14 protein-coding genes are annotated in these 15190 nt (G+C 70.0%); 9 read left to right on the top strand and 5 right to left on the bottom strand.

The genetic code is table 11. The features are described 5' to 3' along the window. Positions 1 to 255: 255 nt before the first annotated feature. Entirely contained in the window at positions 256 to 1119 is an 864-nt protein-coding gene (locus Aco03nite_RS33930; RefSeq protein WP_203802512.1) for a hypothetical protein, read from the top strand. On the opposite strand, the gene Aco03nite_RS33925 is transcribed toward Aco03nite_RS33930, so the two are convergent. Continuing rightward, positions 1100 to 1966, bottom strand: coding sequence for an LLM class flavin-dependent oxidoreductase (locus tag Aco03nite_RS33925; RefSeq protein WP_203802509.1), 867 nt, complete (start codon positions 1964 to 1966; stop codon positions 1100 to 1102). The two genes, Aco03nite_RS33930 and Aco03nite_RS33925, sit on opposite strands and share 20 nt — an antisense overlap. After that, complete coding sequence (locus Aco03nite_RS33920; RefSeq protein WP_203802506.1) at positions 1966 to 3972, bottom strand: HelD family protein; 2007 nt, start codon at positions 3970 to 3972, stop codon at positions 1966 to 1968. The genes Aco03nite_RS33925 and Aco03nite_RS33920 overlap by 1 nt, the downstream gene beginning before the upstream one ends. 187 nt (positions 3973 to 4159) lie before the next feature. On the opposite strand from Aco03nite_RS33920, the gene Aco03nite_RS33915 reads away from it, so the two are divergent. The 5 genes from Aco03nite_RS33915 to Aco03nite_RS33895 all read left to right on the top strand — a co-directional run bounded on the left by Aco03nite_RS33915 (position 4160) and on the right by Aco03nite_RS33895 (position 7690). Then, the gene (locus Aco03nite_RS33915) at positions 4160 to 4555 is read left to right on the top strand and encodes a type II toxin-antitoxin system RelE/ParE family toxin (protein WP_203802503.1); all 396 of its coding nucleotides are present in this window, start codon (positions 4160 to 4162) and stop codon (positions 4553 to 4555) included. Beyond that, positions 4555 to 4872 (top strand): helix-turn-helix domain-containing protein, encoded by a 318-nt coding sequence (locus tag Aco03nite_RS33910; RefSeq protein ID WP_203802501.1) that lies wholly within the window; start codon positions 4555 to 4557, stop codon positions 4870 to 4872. The genes Aco03nite_RS33915 and Aco03nite_RS33910 overlap by 1 nt, the downstream gene beginning before the upstream one ends. A gap of 44 nt (positions 4873 to 4916) precedes the next feature. Further along, positions 4917 to 5495: an ArsR/SmtB family transcription factor gene (locus Aco03nite_RS33905; RefSeq protein ID WP_203802499.1), complete on the top strand. Its 579-nt coding sequence runs from the start codon at positions 4917 to 4919 to the stop codon at positions 5493 to 5495. Between the two features lie 61 nt (positions 5496 to 5556). Then, positions 5557 to 6771: an MFS transporter gene (locus Aco03nite_RS33900; protein WP_203802497.1), complete on the top strand. Its 1215-nt coding sequence runs from the start codon at positions 5557 to 5559 to the stop codon at positions 6769 to 6771. A 67-nt stretch (positions 6772 to 6838) separates the two neighbouring features. Beyond that, the gene (locus tag Aco03nite_RS33895) at positions 6839 to 7690 is read left to right on the top strand and encodes a menaquinone biosynthetic enzyme MqnA/MqnD family protein (protein ID WP_203802495.1); all 852 of its coding nucleotides are present in this window, start codon (positions 6839 to 6841) and stop codon (positions 7688 to 7690) included. A gap of 40 nt (positions 7691 to 7730) precedes the next feature. Here the strand turns inward: Aco03nite_RS33895 and Aco03nite_RS33890 are convergent, their stop codons facing one another. From Aco03nite_RS33890 to Aco03nite_RS33880, 3 genes are read right to left on the bottom strand one after another with little or no spacing between them, the layout of a single operon-like run. Continuing rightward, positions 7731 to 8684, bottom strand: coding sequence for an aldo/keto reductase (locus Aco03nite_RS33890; protein ID WP_239145666.1), 954 nt, complete (start codon positions 8682 to 8684; stop codon positions 7731 to 7733). Then, on the bottom strand, positions 8677 to 9492 hold the full coding sequence (locus Aco03nite_RS33885; RefSeq protein ID WP_203802492.1) for an SWIM zinc finger family protein: 816 nt from the start codon (positions 9490 to 9492) through the stop codon (positions 8677 to 8679). The genes Aco03nite_RS33890 and Aco03nite_RS33885 overlap by 8 nt, the downstream gene beginning before the upstream one ends. Then, complete coding sequence (locus tag Aco03nite_RS33880) at positions 9492 to 12482, bottom strand: DEAD/DEAH box helicase (RefSeq protein ID WP_203802490.1); 2991 nt, start codon at positions 12480 to 12482, stop codon at positions 9492 to 9494. The genes Aco03nite_RS33885 and Aco03nite_RS33880 overlap by 1 nt, the downstream gene beginning before the upstream one ends. Before the next feature lie 88 nt (positions 12483 to 12570). Between Aco03nite_RS33880 and mqnC the strand changes: the two genes are divergently transcribed. The 3 genes from mqnC to Aco03nite_RS33865 all read left to right on the top strand — a co-directional run bounded on the left by mqnC (position 12571) and on the right by Aco03nite_RS33865 (position 15108). After that, positions 12571 to 13809, top strand: a complete 1239-nt coding sequence (gene mqnC, locus Aco03nite_RS33875; RefSeq protein ID WP_203802487.1) for a cyclic dehypoxanthinyl futalosine synthase — start codon at positions 12571 to 12573, stop codon at positions 13807 to 13809. Positions 13810 to 14110: 301 nt separating this feature from the next. Continuing rightward, entirely contained in the window at positions 14111 to 14806 is a 696-nt protein-coding gene (locus Aco03nite_RS33870; protein WP_275415929.1) for a demethylmenaquinone methyltransferase, read from the top strand. Positions 14807 to 14847: 41 nt separating this feature from the next. Continuing rightward, positions 14848 to 15108 carry a hypothetical protein gene (locus Aco03nite_RS33865; protein WP_203802479.1) on the top strand — a complete coding sequence of 87 codons (261 nt, stop codon included), beginning with the start codon at positions 14848 to 14850 and terminating at the stop codon, positions 15106 to 15108. The last annotated feature ends 82 nt before the right edge of the window (positions 15109 to 15190 follow it).

Here is a 15190-nt window from a genome sequence, read left to right as displayed (position 1 = left end):
CCACCGCCAAGCCTGGCACCACCCACCCTGACGCCGACAGGCCTGTTGGCGGCGGATCGGCGTGGGGACGGTGCTGGCCCCGTTGTGCACAGGGGTGTGGAAGACGCGCCGCCGGATAGGTGTTCGGTCTGTGTGCGGAAGCCGGTCCCGTTTGTCCACAGTCCGAATTGTCCGGATGTGGATTGTGGCCTGCCACCTGACGCCGCCTGTGACGGTACCCACCAGTCCGCTATCCACAATCTGCTGGTCAAGGCTGTGGATAACTCGGCGACACCGGTGGAGAACGTGGTCGCGCTGGCCGCACATCCGTCGCCGATCGTGCGCTGGACGCTCGCCGGGCGGGCCGATCTTCCGGCCGCGGTGGCGGAGATGCTGGCCGCCGATCCGTGGCCGGCAGTGCGGGCCGCGGTGGCGGCGAACCCGGCCCTGTCCGAGGCGGCGATCCGGCGGCTGGGTGCGGATGAATTCTCGAAGGTGCGGTGGCGGGCGGCGCGGAACCCGTCGGTGCCGATCGATGTCCTCGCCGGTCCGGGCCGGATCGGTGGCGGTGACCCGGTGCCGTCCCGGATCGGTGGCGGTGACCTGGTGCCGCCCCGGATCGCCGCGGCCGGCCCGGACGAGGTTCGGGAACTGGCCGACAGCCCGTCGCCGCAACTGCGGATGCTGCTGGCGGAACGTCGCGACCTGCCGCCGGAAATTCGCGACCGCCTGGCCCGCGATCCGGACGCGAAAGTGGTGAAAGCCGTCGCCCCGCACCCTGGTTTTTCCGAGGAACTGTTGCGGGACATGGTGTCCCGGCACGGCGCCCGGGTGATCGCCCGGGTCGCCGCGAACCCGGACGCCTCACCCGGTCTGCTGTTCGACCTGGCCCGGCACCTGCCGCCGGTGCGGAAGGTGTTCCGGGAGATCGCCGGCCGGGCCGATGCGACAGCCGACGCGCTGGAACTCTGTCTGGCCGATGCTCAGGCCCGGCGGATCGCCGCCGCCCACCCGGCGCTGCGACCGGAATTGATCGTGGAGTTGCTGGCCGACGACGAGGACTGGGTGGCGACGGCGGCCGCCGCCAACCCGGCCCTGCCGGAGAGCGAGATGATCAGGATCAGCGACCGAGGGCTTTGAGCGCGGCCAGCGCCTGCCCGAGGTGGTCGTCGCCGAACGGGCGCAGCACCACGGTGCTCGACCCGACGTCGGCGAGGGCCTGAACCTTGGCGGGTACGTCGGCGGCCGGGCCGATCAGCCCGAACACCTCCTCGACCGGCACCCCGAGGAACCCGGCCTGCCCGGTCAGCGCCGTCTCCCGGATCTTGGCGATCTTCGACGGATCGTCCTCCACGTGCAGGAACGTGAAGTTGATGATCTCGTGGTCGTCGCCGGCGCCACCGCTGCGGATGGTGGCGATCGCCTCGGTGATCCGTTCCGGGCTCAGGCCCTCGACGATGATCGTCCCGTCGGCGACCCGGCCGGACAGCTCCAGCCCCTTCGGTTTGACCACACCGGTGACGACCGGCGGGACCACCGCGGGCGGATGCACCAGCTTCACACCGTCCAGGTGCACCTCACGACCGTCCAGGGTGACGGTCTCGCCGTTGAGGAGGCCGCGGACGGCGACGACGTTCTCCTCCAACAGGGACAGTGGCGACTTCGGGTAGGCGCCGATCTGCTTCATCCACGCCGGAACACCATGACCGATTCCGGCCACGATGCGACCGGGGTGGATCCGGGCCAGGGTGGCGATCTCCATGGCGAGCAGCGACGGGTTGCGCAGCGGGGCGGGTGCGATGCCGATGCCGACCCGCAGGCGGGACGTGGCGGCCAGGGCCAGGGCGGCGGCACTGACGCCACCGTTCCAGCCCAGGTCCTCCACGACCCACAGGTCGTCGGCTCCGGCCTCGTCGAGGGCGGCGGCGAACCCGGGGAGCTCTTCGGGGGCGCGATTGCAATCGAACATGACACCGATACGGGGCATCACGGAAGCCTAAGCGCTTCCGGAAGGGCTTTCGAGTGCAATACCGAAAGGCGGGTGACGGCTCGGGTGAGCACCACGTACAGGCGGTTCAGGCCCTTCGGCTCGGCGGCCACGATGTCGGCCGGCTCGTGCACGATGACGTGGTCGTACTCCAGGCCCTTGACCAGCGTCGCCGGGACCACCCGGACCCGCGCCGGGCTGTCCACGTCGTCGGCGGTCGCGTGCTCGATCCCGGCCGCGTCCAGGTGACCGCATAGCCGATCCACCGCGGTGTCCGCCGCGATGACCGCTACTGATCCCTCGTGCGCGAGTGCGGCGGTCACCTCCGCCACGGTCCGTGGGTCCAGATCGGCGGGCTCCGCCACATCGATGACGGCGAGATCGCCGTCCCGGCGCAGGGACACGGCCTCCGGGACGTTCACCCCGAGCGCCGGCAACAGGCGGTTGGCAAGAGCAACCACGGCTTCCGGTACGCGGAACCCCACAGTCAACGGGACCACCGCCGCATCCGGTTTACCCAGATGTACGAGGATCTCCCGCCAGTCGGTGGTGGCCCACGGGGCGGTGCCCTGCGCCAGATCGCCGAGCAGCGTGATCGACCCGTGCTCGCTGCGCCGGGCGATCGCCCGCGCCTGCATCGGCGACAGATCCTGCGCCTCGTCGACGACCACGTGACCGAAACTGGCCTCCCGGTCGAGCAGGCCGGCCGCCTCGTCGATCAGCACCAGGTCGGCCGTGCTGAACTTCGCCGACTTCACCGTCTTCGGCGGCTTCACCCAGCGGATCGTCTCCCGTTCCGCCTCGGTGAGCACGTCACCGGCGATCGACGGGTCGGTCAGCAGCGCCACCACCAGCGACTCTGGGGTGACCGCCGGCCAGCACGCCTCCAGGAAACCGGTGACCGGGGCGATCCGGCTCATCCGGCGCAGCCACGAGTCGTTCGGCGAGTTCCCGGTCCGGTACTCCGACTGCAACTGCAGCAGGTTGACCACCCGGGCGCGGACCCGTTCCCGGCCGACCGCGTACGGCAGCCCCTCCCGGCGGGCCTCGTCGACGATCCGCTGCAACGGCTCCACGTCGATCCGCCAGCGGTACGAACCGTCCGACACCATGATCGGCTCGACCGGCTTCGCGATCCGGTCCCACAGCGCCCGGTGCAGGGCCTCGGCCATGCGTACGTCATGTTTGACTGCCGTGACCCCGGCCGGATCGACCGCCTTGACCACCGCGCGGCCCACCATGTCGTCCAGGGTGGACTGCTGCACCTCGACCTCGCCCAGCGTGGGCAGAACCGCCGAGATGTAGGAGAGGAACGCCGTGTTCGGGCCGACGATCAGCACCTTCGACTTCCGCAGCCGCTCCCGGTGCAGATAGAGCAGGTACGCGGCCCGGTGCAGGCCCACTGCGGTCTTACCGGTGCCCGGCGCGCCCTGCACACAGATCGAGTCGGCCAGATCGGCCCGGACCAGCTCGTCCTGCTCCGGCTGGATGGTCGCGACGATGTCCCGCATCGGGCCGACACGAGGCCGCTCGATCTCCGCGGTCAGGATCCGGGACGTGGTGCCCAGCTCCTCACCCCGGTCCAGGTGCTCGTCCTCGAAACTGGTCAGCTCGCCCTTGACGAACCCGAACCGGCGCCGGGTCGCCACCCCCTGCGGGTCGCGCACGCTGGCCCGGTAGAACGAGCGGGACAGCGGCGCCCGCCAGTCCAGCACCATCGGCTCGCCGGCGTCGTCGGTGACGTGCCGGCGGCCCACGTGGTACGGGCTCTCGTCGATGTCCAGCCGCCCGAAGAACAGCGGCGTGTCCGGGTCGTCGGCCAGCTCCTTGACCCGGCGGGCCATGTGCCGGCCCAGCTGCTCTGCGGTGTAAGCGTCACCGGCGACCTTGTCACCGGTGGAGAAGAGGGCCTGGGCCCGGTCGCGCATCCGGCGCAGAGCGGCCCGGGAACTCTCCAGATGGTGCCGCTCGGCGGCGAGTTCGGTGTCCAGATCAGTGGTGGGCACAGATCGTCCTCGGTTCACAGCGATCGAGGTCGCTCGCGTATCCGCGAGGGCGTGTCGGCCGCCCCACGGCGCGGGGACGCCCGCTGCGGTGCATGCTCACCACGGCCGTCAAGCGGTCCTCAACCCTACGGCATTCACTCGTCCGGTCTACTCAATTTGTCTCGGCAAATCCCAGAGGTTAAGGATAATGTTAACTTCATGGGGAGGCTGCGCAGTGCAGTGGGAGATCAATATGACGCGGCAGGTCGAGTGCTTCCTCGATGATCTGTGGGAAACGGACCGCGTGACCCATCGGCTCGTCAACGAGACGATCCAGATTCTGGAGAGCAACGGCCCAGCGGAAGGGCGACCATTGGTGGATTCCCTGGTCACGTCCAATCTGTCTAGCCTGAAGGAGCTACGACCGCCGTCGTCCGGGCGGTCGGAGGTCCGGATTCTCTTTCTCTTCGATCCGTGGCGGGAAGCGATTCTGCTGGTGGCAGGCGACAAGGCGGGGAAGTGGAATCGTTGGTACCGCACCGCCATACCTGAGGCCGAACAGAGCTATGCCCTCTATCTGAAAGAGCGGCAGGAGGAGATCTGATGGGAACGAAGCGTTGGCGAGACACGGATCATCGTGAGCGGGCCATCAGCACCGCTGGAGGGCTCGAGGCGTTCGAGGCCGGGGTCCAGCAGATCCTGAATGAGGCGCGGGGTTGGCGCCTGGTCGAACTACGCAAGCGGCGTGGGATGACGCAGGTGCAGGTCGCCGAGCAGATGGGGATCTCGGTAGCCAGGGTGTCGCAGATCGAAGCCGGCTCGGTCTCCACCCAGGACGTGCTGGGTCGATACATCTCTGCGCTGGGGGGAACTCTGCGGCTCGTCGCCGACTTCGGGGACGAGCAGATGAAGGTCGCCTGAGAGCTGCCGGAGGCGGGCTGGGGCGTGCTGGCGAGAATGGGGGGATGGCGGAGCGGGAGAGTGCGGCCGGTGGGCGGATCAGTGACGCGCGGACCATGCGGGCGCTGGCTCATCCGGCGCGGATCGAGATCATCGATCATCTGGCGGTGACCGGGGACTCGGTGACCGCGACCGAGTGTGCCGCGCTGGTCGGGCTGTCGCCCAGTGCGACCAGTTACCACCTGCGGGAACTCGCGAAGTACGGGCTGGTCGAGCACGCCCCGGGTCGCGGGGACGGGCGGGAGCGCCGGTGGCAGGCGGTGAGTTCGACGCTCGATTTCGCGGGGGACACCAGCGTCCCGGAGTCGATGGCGGCCGAGCACGCCCTGGTCGATCTCTACCTGAACCGGGACCGGGTGCGTATCCAGGAGTGGCTGGGCCGGCAGGACGAGGAGCCGCCGGAGTGGCGTGAGTCCAGCGCCCTGATGGGCTCGCAGATCCTGGTCACGGCCGAGGAACTGGCCGAGATCAACAACCGGGTGCGGGCGTTGATGGACCCTTACCGGGTGCGGGCCCGGCGGGACGGGGCGCCGGCGGACGCCCGGCACGTGGTGATCCAGTACGTCTCTTTTCCAAAAAGCTGAGCCGGAAGGCGACACATCGGCGGGGTTGCCTAAAGCAGATGTGAAGGAATACTTTCGAAGTATGTCCTTCACATCTGCCGAATCGCGCTGGGCCGACGTCCGTCTGGTCGCCGGTGGCCGGGCGATCGCGGTCTGCGGTGAACTCCTCGCGGCCACCACCCTGGCCCTCGTGCTCCAGTCGGCCGGCCACGGCGGGCTCGCCGTCGCGGGCCTGCTGCTCGCGGCCACCCTTCCGATCGCGCTGCTCGCACCGGTCGCCGGCCGGCTCGCGGACCGTGCCGACAGTCGTACGCTGCTGGTGGTGGTGGGTTCGGCCCAGGCCGTGATCTGCGCGACCCTGGCCTTCACCACCCACCCGGTGGTGATCGTCGCCCTGGTCGCGGCCCTGGCCTGCGGCCTGTCGATCACCCAGCCGACGCTGTCCGCGCTGGTCCCACGGATGGTGCGGCAGGCGGATTTCGCCAGGGCCAGCGGCATCGTGCAGAGCGCGAGCCAGATCGGCATGCTGGCCGCGCCCGCCCTGGCCGGCGTGCTGGTCGGGCAGACCGGGCCGCGGGTGCCGCTGCTGATCGCCGCGGTCAGTTACCTGTCCCTGGTGGTGATCGGCCTGCTGCTGCGCACCCGGCGGCACGGTGCGTCGGCGGCGGACCGGGCGGTGACCGCCGCGTTCCGGTTGCGGGACGACCGGACGCTGGCGGTGATGACGGTGGCGGTCGCGGCGGTGGTCGCCGGGGTCAGTGCGATCAACGTCTTCGATGTCTTTTTTGTACGGGAGACCCTCGGCGCCTCCACCACGGTCTACGGCCTGGTGTCCGCGTCGTGGTCGGCCGGGATGCTGCTCGGCAGCCCGCTCGGCAGCCGCATCCCGGAGCGCCGGCGCACGGTCGGCACGGTGCTCGCGCTGCTGGCCGCCGCCTGCCTGGCGGTGCTGATCGGCGGCGCGACGGCGGGTTCCGCCTGGGTGCTGATCCCGGCCTGGATGGTCGGCGGCTTCTTCAACGGCCTGTTGAACGTCAGTACCAACGTCTTGATCGTCAGCCGGGTGCGCCCCGAGGCACACGGCCGCGCGTTCTCGGTCTACGGCGCGTCGGTGCAGGCGGCGGGCATCGCCGGTTTCTTCGTGGCCGGGCCACTCGTCGAGCTCTTCGATCCGCGGGTGCTGGTGGCCGGCGCCGGGGCGGCCGGTCTGCTGGCCGCGCTGGCCTGTGTGCCGCTGGTCCGGACCACCCGGGAACCACGCGTCACCCGCGACTCACCCGCCCCGGTGGCCGGCTGATCTTGTTTCCTGCGATATGGGACACGTGCCGGGGCGGCTGTGCCGGAGCCGGAGATACCGTCGCACCATGAGCGACAGCGTCCGTCGGCCCCGGGTCGGGCACATCCAGTTCCTCAACTGTCTGCCGATCTACTGGGGGCTGATGCGATCCGGCGCCCTGATCGACGTCGACCTGCACAAGGACACCCCGGAGCGGCTCAGCGCCAGCCTGGTCGCCGGTGATCTGGACATCGGCCCGATCACCCTGGTGGAGTATCTGCGGCATGCCGACGAGCTGCTCCTGCTGCCCGATCTGGCGGTCGGCAGTGACGGGCCGGTGCTGTCGGTCAACCTGGTCTCCACCCGCCCGCCGGCCGAGCTGGACGGGCGGCCGGTGGCTCTCGGCTCGACCTCCCGGACCGGGGTGATGCTGGCCCAGATGCTGCTGAGCGAGCACTACGGCGCCGAGCCGGAGTTCTTCCGGTGCCCGCCGGACCTGTCGCAGATGCTCCTGGAAGCCGACGCCGGTGTGCTGATCGGCGATGTGGCGCTCCGCGCGATGTATGAGGCGCCCGGTAACGGACTGCAGGTCATCGACCTGGCCGAGGCGTGGAAGGAGTGGACCGGCCTGCCGATGGTCTTCGCGGTGTGGGCGGTCCGCAAGGACTTCGCGGAGGCTCACCCGGGCCTGGTCAAGGAGGTGCACGAGGCCTTCCAGCGGTCCCGTGACCTGTGCCTGACCGAGCTGGACGAGGTCGCCGAGGCGGCGGCCCGCTGGGAGCCGTTCGACGCGGCGACGCTGGCCAACTACTTCCGGGTGCTCGACTTCTCGCTGGGTGAGCGGCAGATCGCCGGCGTCCGGGAGTTCGCCCGGCGTGCGGCGGACCGCGGCGAGGTGCCTCCGCTCCCGGCCGACGGTCCCCGGTTTGCCGACGTCTGAGAAAGACGACGTCTGAGAAAGACGTCGGCAAAGACCGGCCCTAGGAGAGCAGCGCGTCCAGGGCCGCGACGTCGGCGGCGTCCAGCTGCCAGGTCCCGGCCGTCACGTTCGCCTGGACCTGCTCGGCGGTGGTGGCGCCGGCGATGACACTGGCCACCGCGGGCTGGGCGGCCAGCCCGGCGATCGCCACGTCCAGCAGGCTGTGGCCACGCTCGGCCCCGAAGGCGGTGAGCGCCTCGATGGTGTCCCAGTCGGCGCCGGCCAGCCACGACCGGTAACGCTCGGTCGACATCCGGCTGCCGGCGGGCGGCTGCGCACCCCGCCGGTACTTGCCGCTGAGAAGTCCCGCCTCGATCGGGAAGAACGGCAGCAGACCCAGCCCGAACTGCTCGCAGGCCGGCACCACTTCGGCTTCGACACCCCGGTTCAGCAGGCTGTACCGGTTCTGCGCGCTGACGAACCGGGTCAGGTTGCCGCCCCGGGCGGTCCAGTCGGCGTCCGCGATCTGCCAGCCGGCGAAGTTCGAGTTGCCCAGGTAGCGGACCTTGCCGGAGCGGACCAGGTCGTCGAGCGCGGCCAGGGTCTCCTCGATCGGGGTCGCCGGGTCGGGTTCGTGCATCTGGTAGAGGTCGATGTGATCGGTCTCCAGCCGCCGCAGCGACGCCTCGACGGCCCGGACGATGTAGCGCCGCGAGCCACGGGCGCCGAAGTCCCGCCCGTTCATGCCTTCCATGTCCATGCCGAACTTGGTGGCCAGCACCACCTCGTCCCGGCGGCCCTTGAGCGCGGCGCCGAGCAGGTGTTCGGACGACCCGTGCGGGGTGCCGTAGATGTCGGCGGTGTCGAAGAGGTTGATCCCGTGGTCGATGGCGGCGTCGACGACCTCGCGGGTGCCGTCGGCGTCGAGTTTGCGGCCGAAGTTGTTGCAGCCGATGCCGACCACGGACACCACCAGGCCCGAGTCGCCGAGCCTGCGGTACGTCATCTCACTCATCAGGGGTTCCTTCAGCTAGATCGCGGTAGTGGGGGCGGAGCACGTCGACAAGCGGCACGTGCCGGACCTTGACCGGTGGGGCGTCCAGCGCCCGTAACAGCAGCTCCGGCGGGGTGGTGTTCCGGGCCGGCCGTTCCCGGAGCCGGCCCAGGCTGATCGCCGGGGAGTAGAAGTCGGTCAGCCGGTCGTCGAGGGGTTCGTCGTCGACGGCCAGCGGATCGACGGTGTCCTCGGGTTCCGGGGTGCCGCGCAGCGCGCCGAGCAGTTCGTCGCGGCCGCGGCCACGCCAGGCGAGCACCAGGAACGGGTCGTCGTCGAACGCCTCGGCCAGCACGTAGAGCACCGCCGACCCGTGTTTGCAGGGGATTCCCCAGTCCGGGCAGGAGCAGGCGATGTCCAGGCGGTCGGGGAAGAGCGGCAGGCCCAGTTCGGTGAAGAGGTCGACGATCTCGTGCGGCATCTCGCCGGCCAGCAGCGCGGCCCGGTAGAGCGCCCGGGCGCCGAGCTGCTCGACGATGCCGGTCCACCGGTCCGTACCGAAATGCTCGATCTTGATCGTCACCTGGTAGGGCGCCGGACGCGAGCCCTGCACCCGGGCCTGCACCTGCCCCGGCGTCAGGGCGAAGTCGATGACCTGCCCTTTGCGCGCATAGGCCCGTCCCCGCGACAGACGACCCGGATCACACACCTTTTCCAGTACGTCGACAAATCGCCGGGACCACCACTGCTCGCCGATCTTGCCGCGTTTCGACCGGACCGCGAGCCCTCCGTCGACCTCGATCGGGCGGCCGCTCTCGAAGAAGGCCATCACCGCACCGTCGAGGTGTCGAGCGAGAACAGTTCGCGCAGCTGGTCGGTGCTCAGATCGGTGATCCACTGCTCGCCGGTGCCGACGACCGCGGAGGCGAGCGCCTTCTTCCGCTCGATCATGGCGTCGATCTTCTCCTCCAGCGTGCCGGTGCAGATGAACTTGCGGACCTGCACGTCGCGGGACTGCCCGATCCGGAACGCCCGGTCGGTGGCCTGGTCCTCGACCGCCGGGTTCCACCACCTGTCGAAGTGGACGACGTGGTTGGCGGCGGTCAGGTTGAGACCGGTGCCGGCGGCCTTGAGGGAGAGCAGGAAGATCATCGGCTCGTCGTCGGTCTGGAAACGCTCGACCAGCTCGTCGCGGCGGGCCTTGCTCAGACCGCCGTGCAGCCAGAGCACCGGCCGGTCGGTGTGCGCGGCCAGGTAGGGCTGCATCAGCGAGCCCCATTCCGCGTACTGCGTGAAGACCAGCGCCTTCTCCCCGTCGGAGATGATCTCGTCGGCCAGCTCCTCCAGCCGGGCCAGCTTGCCGGACCGCCCGGGCAGCCGGGAACCGTCCTTGAGCAGATGGGCCGGATGGTTGCAGACCTGCTTGAGTTTCATCATCGCGGCCAGCACGTTGCCGCGCCGCTGGATGCCCTCGGTGCTCTCGATCTCGGCCATCATGTCCTCGACCACGGCCTGGTAGAGGGTGGCCTGCTCGGGGGTGAGCGAGCACCACACCTTCATCTCGTTCTTCTCCGGGAGGTCCGAGATGATGCTCTTGTCGGTCTTGAGGCGGCGCAGCACGAACGGTCCGGTGGCCCGTTTCAGGGCGGCGGTGGCGTCCTCGTCCTGCCGGTTCTCGATCGGCTCCTGGAAACGGCGGCGGAACCGTTTCGCCGGGCCCAGCAGACCGGGATTGCAGAAGTCCATGATCGACCAGAGCTCGGCGAGATGGTTCTCCACCGGCGTGCCGGTCAGGGCCAGCCGGGTGCGGGCCGGGATCGCCCGGACCGCCTGCGACTGACGGGTGCCGCTGTTCTTGATCGCCTGTGCCTCGTCGCAGACGACCCGGCTCCAATTCACGCTGCGTAATGTCTCTAGATCACGGAGCGCAGTCCCGTAGGTGGTGAGAACCAGGTCCGCACCGGCCACCGCGGCCTGGAAATCCTCGTCCCGCCGCCGGGTTCCGCCGTGGTGCACGTAGACCCGCAGCTCCGGCGCGAACCGCCCGGCCTCCTTGACCCAGTTGCTCACCAGCGACATCGGGCAGATCAGCAGGGTCTTCGACGGCTGGTCGGTGAGCAGCAGCGACAGTGTCTGCGCGGTCTTGCCGAGGCCCATGTCGTCGGCGAGGATCCCGCCCAGCCCGAGCCGGCCCAGGAAGTTCAACCACGACAGGCCCCTTTCCTGGTACGGGCGGAGAGTCCCCTGGAAGCCGTCCGGCGTCGGCAGCGGGGTGAGCCGGTCGGCCGCCTGCCCGGACAACAGATCGCCCAGGTCACCGTCGGCGTCCACCTCGACCAGCGGCAGGTCCTCGTCCCCGCCGTCGACCACCTGCTGCAGCACCTCGCCGGCGGTGAGTTCGCCCTCGCGCCGCCGCCCGACCGCCTTGAGCGCGGCCTTGAGCTGCCGGTCGTCCAACTCCACCCACTGGCCCCGCACTCGGACCAGCGGAATCTTGGCGCGGGCCAGCTCGGCCAGCTCCTCCGCGGTCACCGCGCCCTCGCCGATCACCAGGTCGAGCCGGAAGTCGACCAGCTGCTCCAGCCCGAACCCGGAGTCGGCCACCGCCCGGGACGCCCCGGCCTTCGACTTCGGTTTCGACCGGGCGGTCAGTTTGAGACCCACCGCCTTGCGCCCGGCCCAGGCCGGCAGCTGCACCCCGAACCCGGCCGCCTGCAGCAGCGGCGCGGTCTGCCGGAGGAACTCGTACGCCTCCCCGGTGCTCAGCCGCATCGCCGCCGGCCGCTGTTCGAGCAGGGCCGTGTGCAGCACCGGGAAGAGCCGGACCGCCCGCCCGAGCCCGGCGAGCAGCGTCTCGTCGGGTTGCCGGGGCAGACCGGGGAACCGCTCACCCGCCCACAGGTCACGGGCCGGCAGATAGAGCCCGGGATCCTCGGCCGACTGCAGCGCGAACTCCAGCGCCCACTCGTCCGGCGAGGCTTCGGACTCGGGGTCCGGCTGCGGTTCGATCAGGCGGAAGCTGACCCGGATCGGCCCGTTCGCCTCGTTCGCCGCCCGCATCCAGTCGTCGAGCGCTTTTCGCAGCTCACGCACGTCGGCGTCGGCGGCGCCGGGCAGCGCCGGATCGCCGGTGAGCGCGGACAGCCAGCGGTCGCTGAGGGCCGCTTTCGGGCCGGGCCGCGGACCCACCATGATCCGCTCGGGCATGACCGACCGGGCCGCGCTGTCCAGCATCGCGGCGAGAGCGTCCCGGATCGTACGGCCGAGGGACTGTCCTTCGCCGGAGGCGCGGACCACGGGAGGCATCCCGGCCGCGAAGTCCTTGAAGGTGGCCGCGTCCGACCCGGTCAGCACCGGGCGCCAGCGGGCCGCCGGAACGCCCGCCTCGGTCACCAGCTGCGGCAGCATCCGGCCGCGCCGGGCCAGGTCACAGGCGTAGCCGGCGAGCAGGCCGAGGTAACGCAGCGACGGCCCGGCGATCCACGGCCGGTCCGGCGCCGGGTCGGTGAGCGTCGCGAGGACGGCCAGCGCCTCCTCGGCCGGGACGACGAGTGCCGGAACCGTCCAGGTGGCGAGCTTGAGACCGCGGGCTGTCGCGTCGAGACCGGTCTCCGGCGACGGCACCGGGGCGCGGCCGGTGCTGGGCAGTGTGAGCTGGACGGTCTCGGCCCGGCCGGCCTCGATGACCGACCCGGGATCCGGGGCGGCGAACGGGTGCGGCCGGGACCGGGCCCGGGAGGTGGTGGTCGAGGGCAGCGCGGGATCCTCGGCCCAGATGATCAGCCGGCCCGGTGACCAGCCCCCGTGAACAACGAGCACTTGTCGACCATATCCGCCGATCGGGGAGGTACCGGTGCGTGACCCTCGCCGCTGACGATCGGGATGCGGTGGACGTACGCTTCGGTTCGTGACCGCGAACCCGGAGATCGACAGCATCCTGCAGCGCGGAGCCGACGGCGGGCGCATCACGCCCGAGGAGGCCCTGCTCCTCTACACGGACGCCCCGTTCCACGCGCTGGGCGAGGCTGCCGACGCGGTCCGGCGACGGCGTCATCCCGAGGGCATCGTCACCTATCTGATCGACCGCAACATCAACTACACGAACGTCTGTGTGACGGCGTGCAAGTTTTGTGCCTTCTTCCGGGCCCCCAAGCACAAGCAGGGCTGGGCGCACCCGATCGAGGAGATCCTGCACCGGGCCGGTGAGGCGGTCGAGCTGGGCGCCACCCAGGTGATGCTGCAGGGCGGTCACCACCCGGACTTCGGGGTGGCGTACTACGAGAATCTCTTCTCCTCGGTCAAGCAGGCGTTCCCGCAGCTCGCGATCCATTCGATCGGCCCGAGCGAGATCCTGCACATGGCCAAGGTCGACGGCGTCTCCATCGAGGACGCGGTGATCCGGATCAAGGCCGCCGGGCTGGACTCGATCGCCGGCGCCGGCGCCGAGATGCTGCCGGAGCGGCCGCGCAAGGCGATCGCCCCGCTCAAGGAGAGCGGCGCCCGCTGGCTCGAGGTGATGGCGATCGCCCACCGGCACGGGCTGTCCTCCACCGCGACCATGATGATGGGCACCGGCGAGACGAACTTCGAGCGGATCGAGCACATCCGCATGATCCGCGAGGTGCAGGACCTGGCGGTGGCCAACGGTTACCAGGACGTCCCGGTCGAGCAGTCGCACGACGTCGGCGGCTTCCGGGCCTTCATCCCGTGGACCTACCAGCCGGAGAACAACCATCTGAAGGGCCGCACCCAGGCCACCACGATCGAGTACCTGCGGTTCATCGCGGTCTCCCGGCTGTTCTTCGACAACTTCTCGCACCTGCAGGCGTCCTGGCTGACCACCGGCAAGGAGGCCGGCCAGCTCGCGCTGCACATGGGTGTCGACGACCTGGGCTCGATCATGCTGGAGGAGAACGTGATCTCCTCGGCCGGCGCCAAGCACCGGTCGAACCTCCAGGAGCTGATCACGATGATCCGCACCGCGGGGCGCATCCCGGCGTGGCGCGACACCTGGTACGAGCACCTGGCCGTGCACCACACGCCCGCCGACGACCCCACCGACGACCGGGTGGTCTCGCACTTCTCCTCGATCGCGCTGCCCGGAGGAGGGGTCCGCAAGTCCCTTCCGCTGGTCGAGGCGAATTAGAAGTGGCCCCTTCGGGGGTGGCAGTAGTCCGTTCGGCCAGGTTCGGGTCGTCGGACCGACGATGCCGTGTTGCTCCTTCGTAACGAGCCTGGCAGTTGGCTGTACCCGCTCGGGTCCGCTGGTTACGTTGCCTGTGTAAGGCCCTGGTAACTCAGATACGTCGCAGGTCGCGGTTCAGCGCCCGGTGACGAGCATTCGGACCCGACCGATGGCGGTCGTATATATAACGCACAAGGCGCGGGCGGGATGGGAAACCATCCCGCCCGCGCTGTTTGCCGTCCCTGGTGCGAAACTCGGATGCGTGACACGCGCAGACCTGGACAAGCAGCCGCACGAGGTCGCCGAGATGTTCGACGGCGTGGCCGATCGGTACGACCTCACCAACACCGTGCTCTCCTTCGGCCAGGACCGGGGCTGGCGCCGCGCCACCCGGGCCGCGCTCGGGCTCCGCCCGGGGGAGCGGGTCCTGGACGTCGGGGCGGGCACCGGCGTCTCCACCGAGGAGCTGGGCCGGTCCGGGGCGTTCGCGGTCGGTGCGGACCTCTCGGTGGGCATGCTGCGGGCGGGCCGCCGGGTGCGGGCCGACGTGCCGCTGCTCGCGGGGGACGCGTTGCGGCTGCCATTCGCGGACAGCACCTTCGATGCGATCACGATCTCCTTCGCTCTGCGTAATGTCGTCGACACCACCGCTGCGCTGCGTGAGTTCGCTCGGGTGGTTCGTCCGGGTGGCCGGCTGGTGGTGTGCGAATTCAGTCACCCGATCGTCGGGCCCTTCCGGACGGTCTACCTCCAGTACCTGATGCGGTCGCTGCCGACGGTGGCGCGCGCGGTCTCCAGCAACCCGGAGGCGTACGTCTATCTCGCCGAGTCGATCCGCGCCTGGCACCCGCAGCAGGGCCTGGCCGACGTGATCGCGGGCTCGGGGGAGTGGGACCGGGTGGGCTGGCGGAACCTCACCGGCGGAATCGTGGCCCTCCATCGGGCTACCAGAATTTGAAAACCCCAACAAACGGCCAAAACCGCTGTTTAGCTCGATTCATGACTGATATCGGGCAGATCGACGACACCGACATCGACCTCGCCATCGACGAGGGGGAGGCCGGGGAACGCCGCGCCACCGAGCTGGCCAGCCGGCTGCGGATGGTCGCGGCGGAAGACCCTGATCTTGCGCAGGATCTGGTCGAGGAGCTCATCGTGGCGCTCGACCGGGCGATGGGCGGAACCATCCGGCAGCACCTTGACGGCCCGGCACTCGGCGTGGCGGACCGGGTCCTTCGGGCGCCTGAGCAGGGACGTTAGTCCAGTCGAAACATTTAGGCGAACCTAAGCGCAAAGATCTTCGATTGTCGGCATACACTCCGATCGAGGCATGCTTGTGAAC

The organism is Actinoplanes couchii (assembly GCF_016862075.1).
Taxonomy (GTDB): Bacteria; Actinomycetota; Actinomycetes; order Mycobacteriales; family Micromonosporaceae; genus Actinoplanes; species Actinoplanes couchii.
The sequence above is the reverse complement of the archived record's forward strand: the minus strand, read 5'-3'. Positions and strand labels throughout refer to the sequence as shown.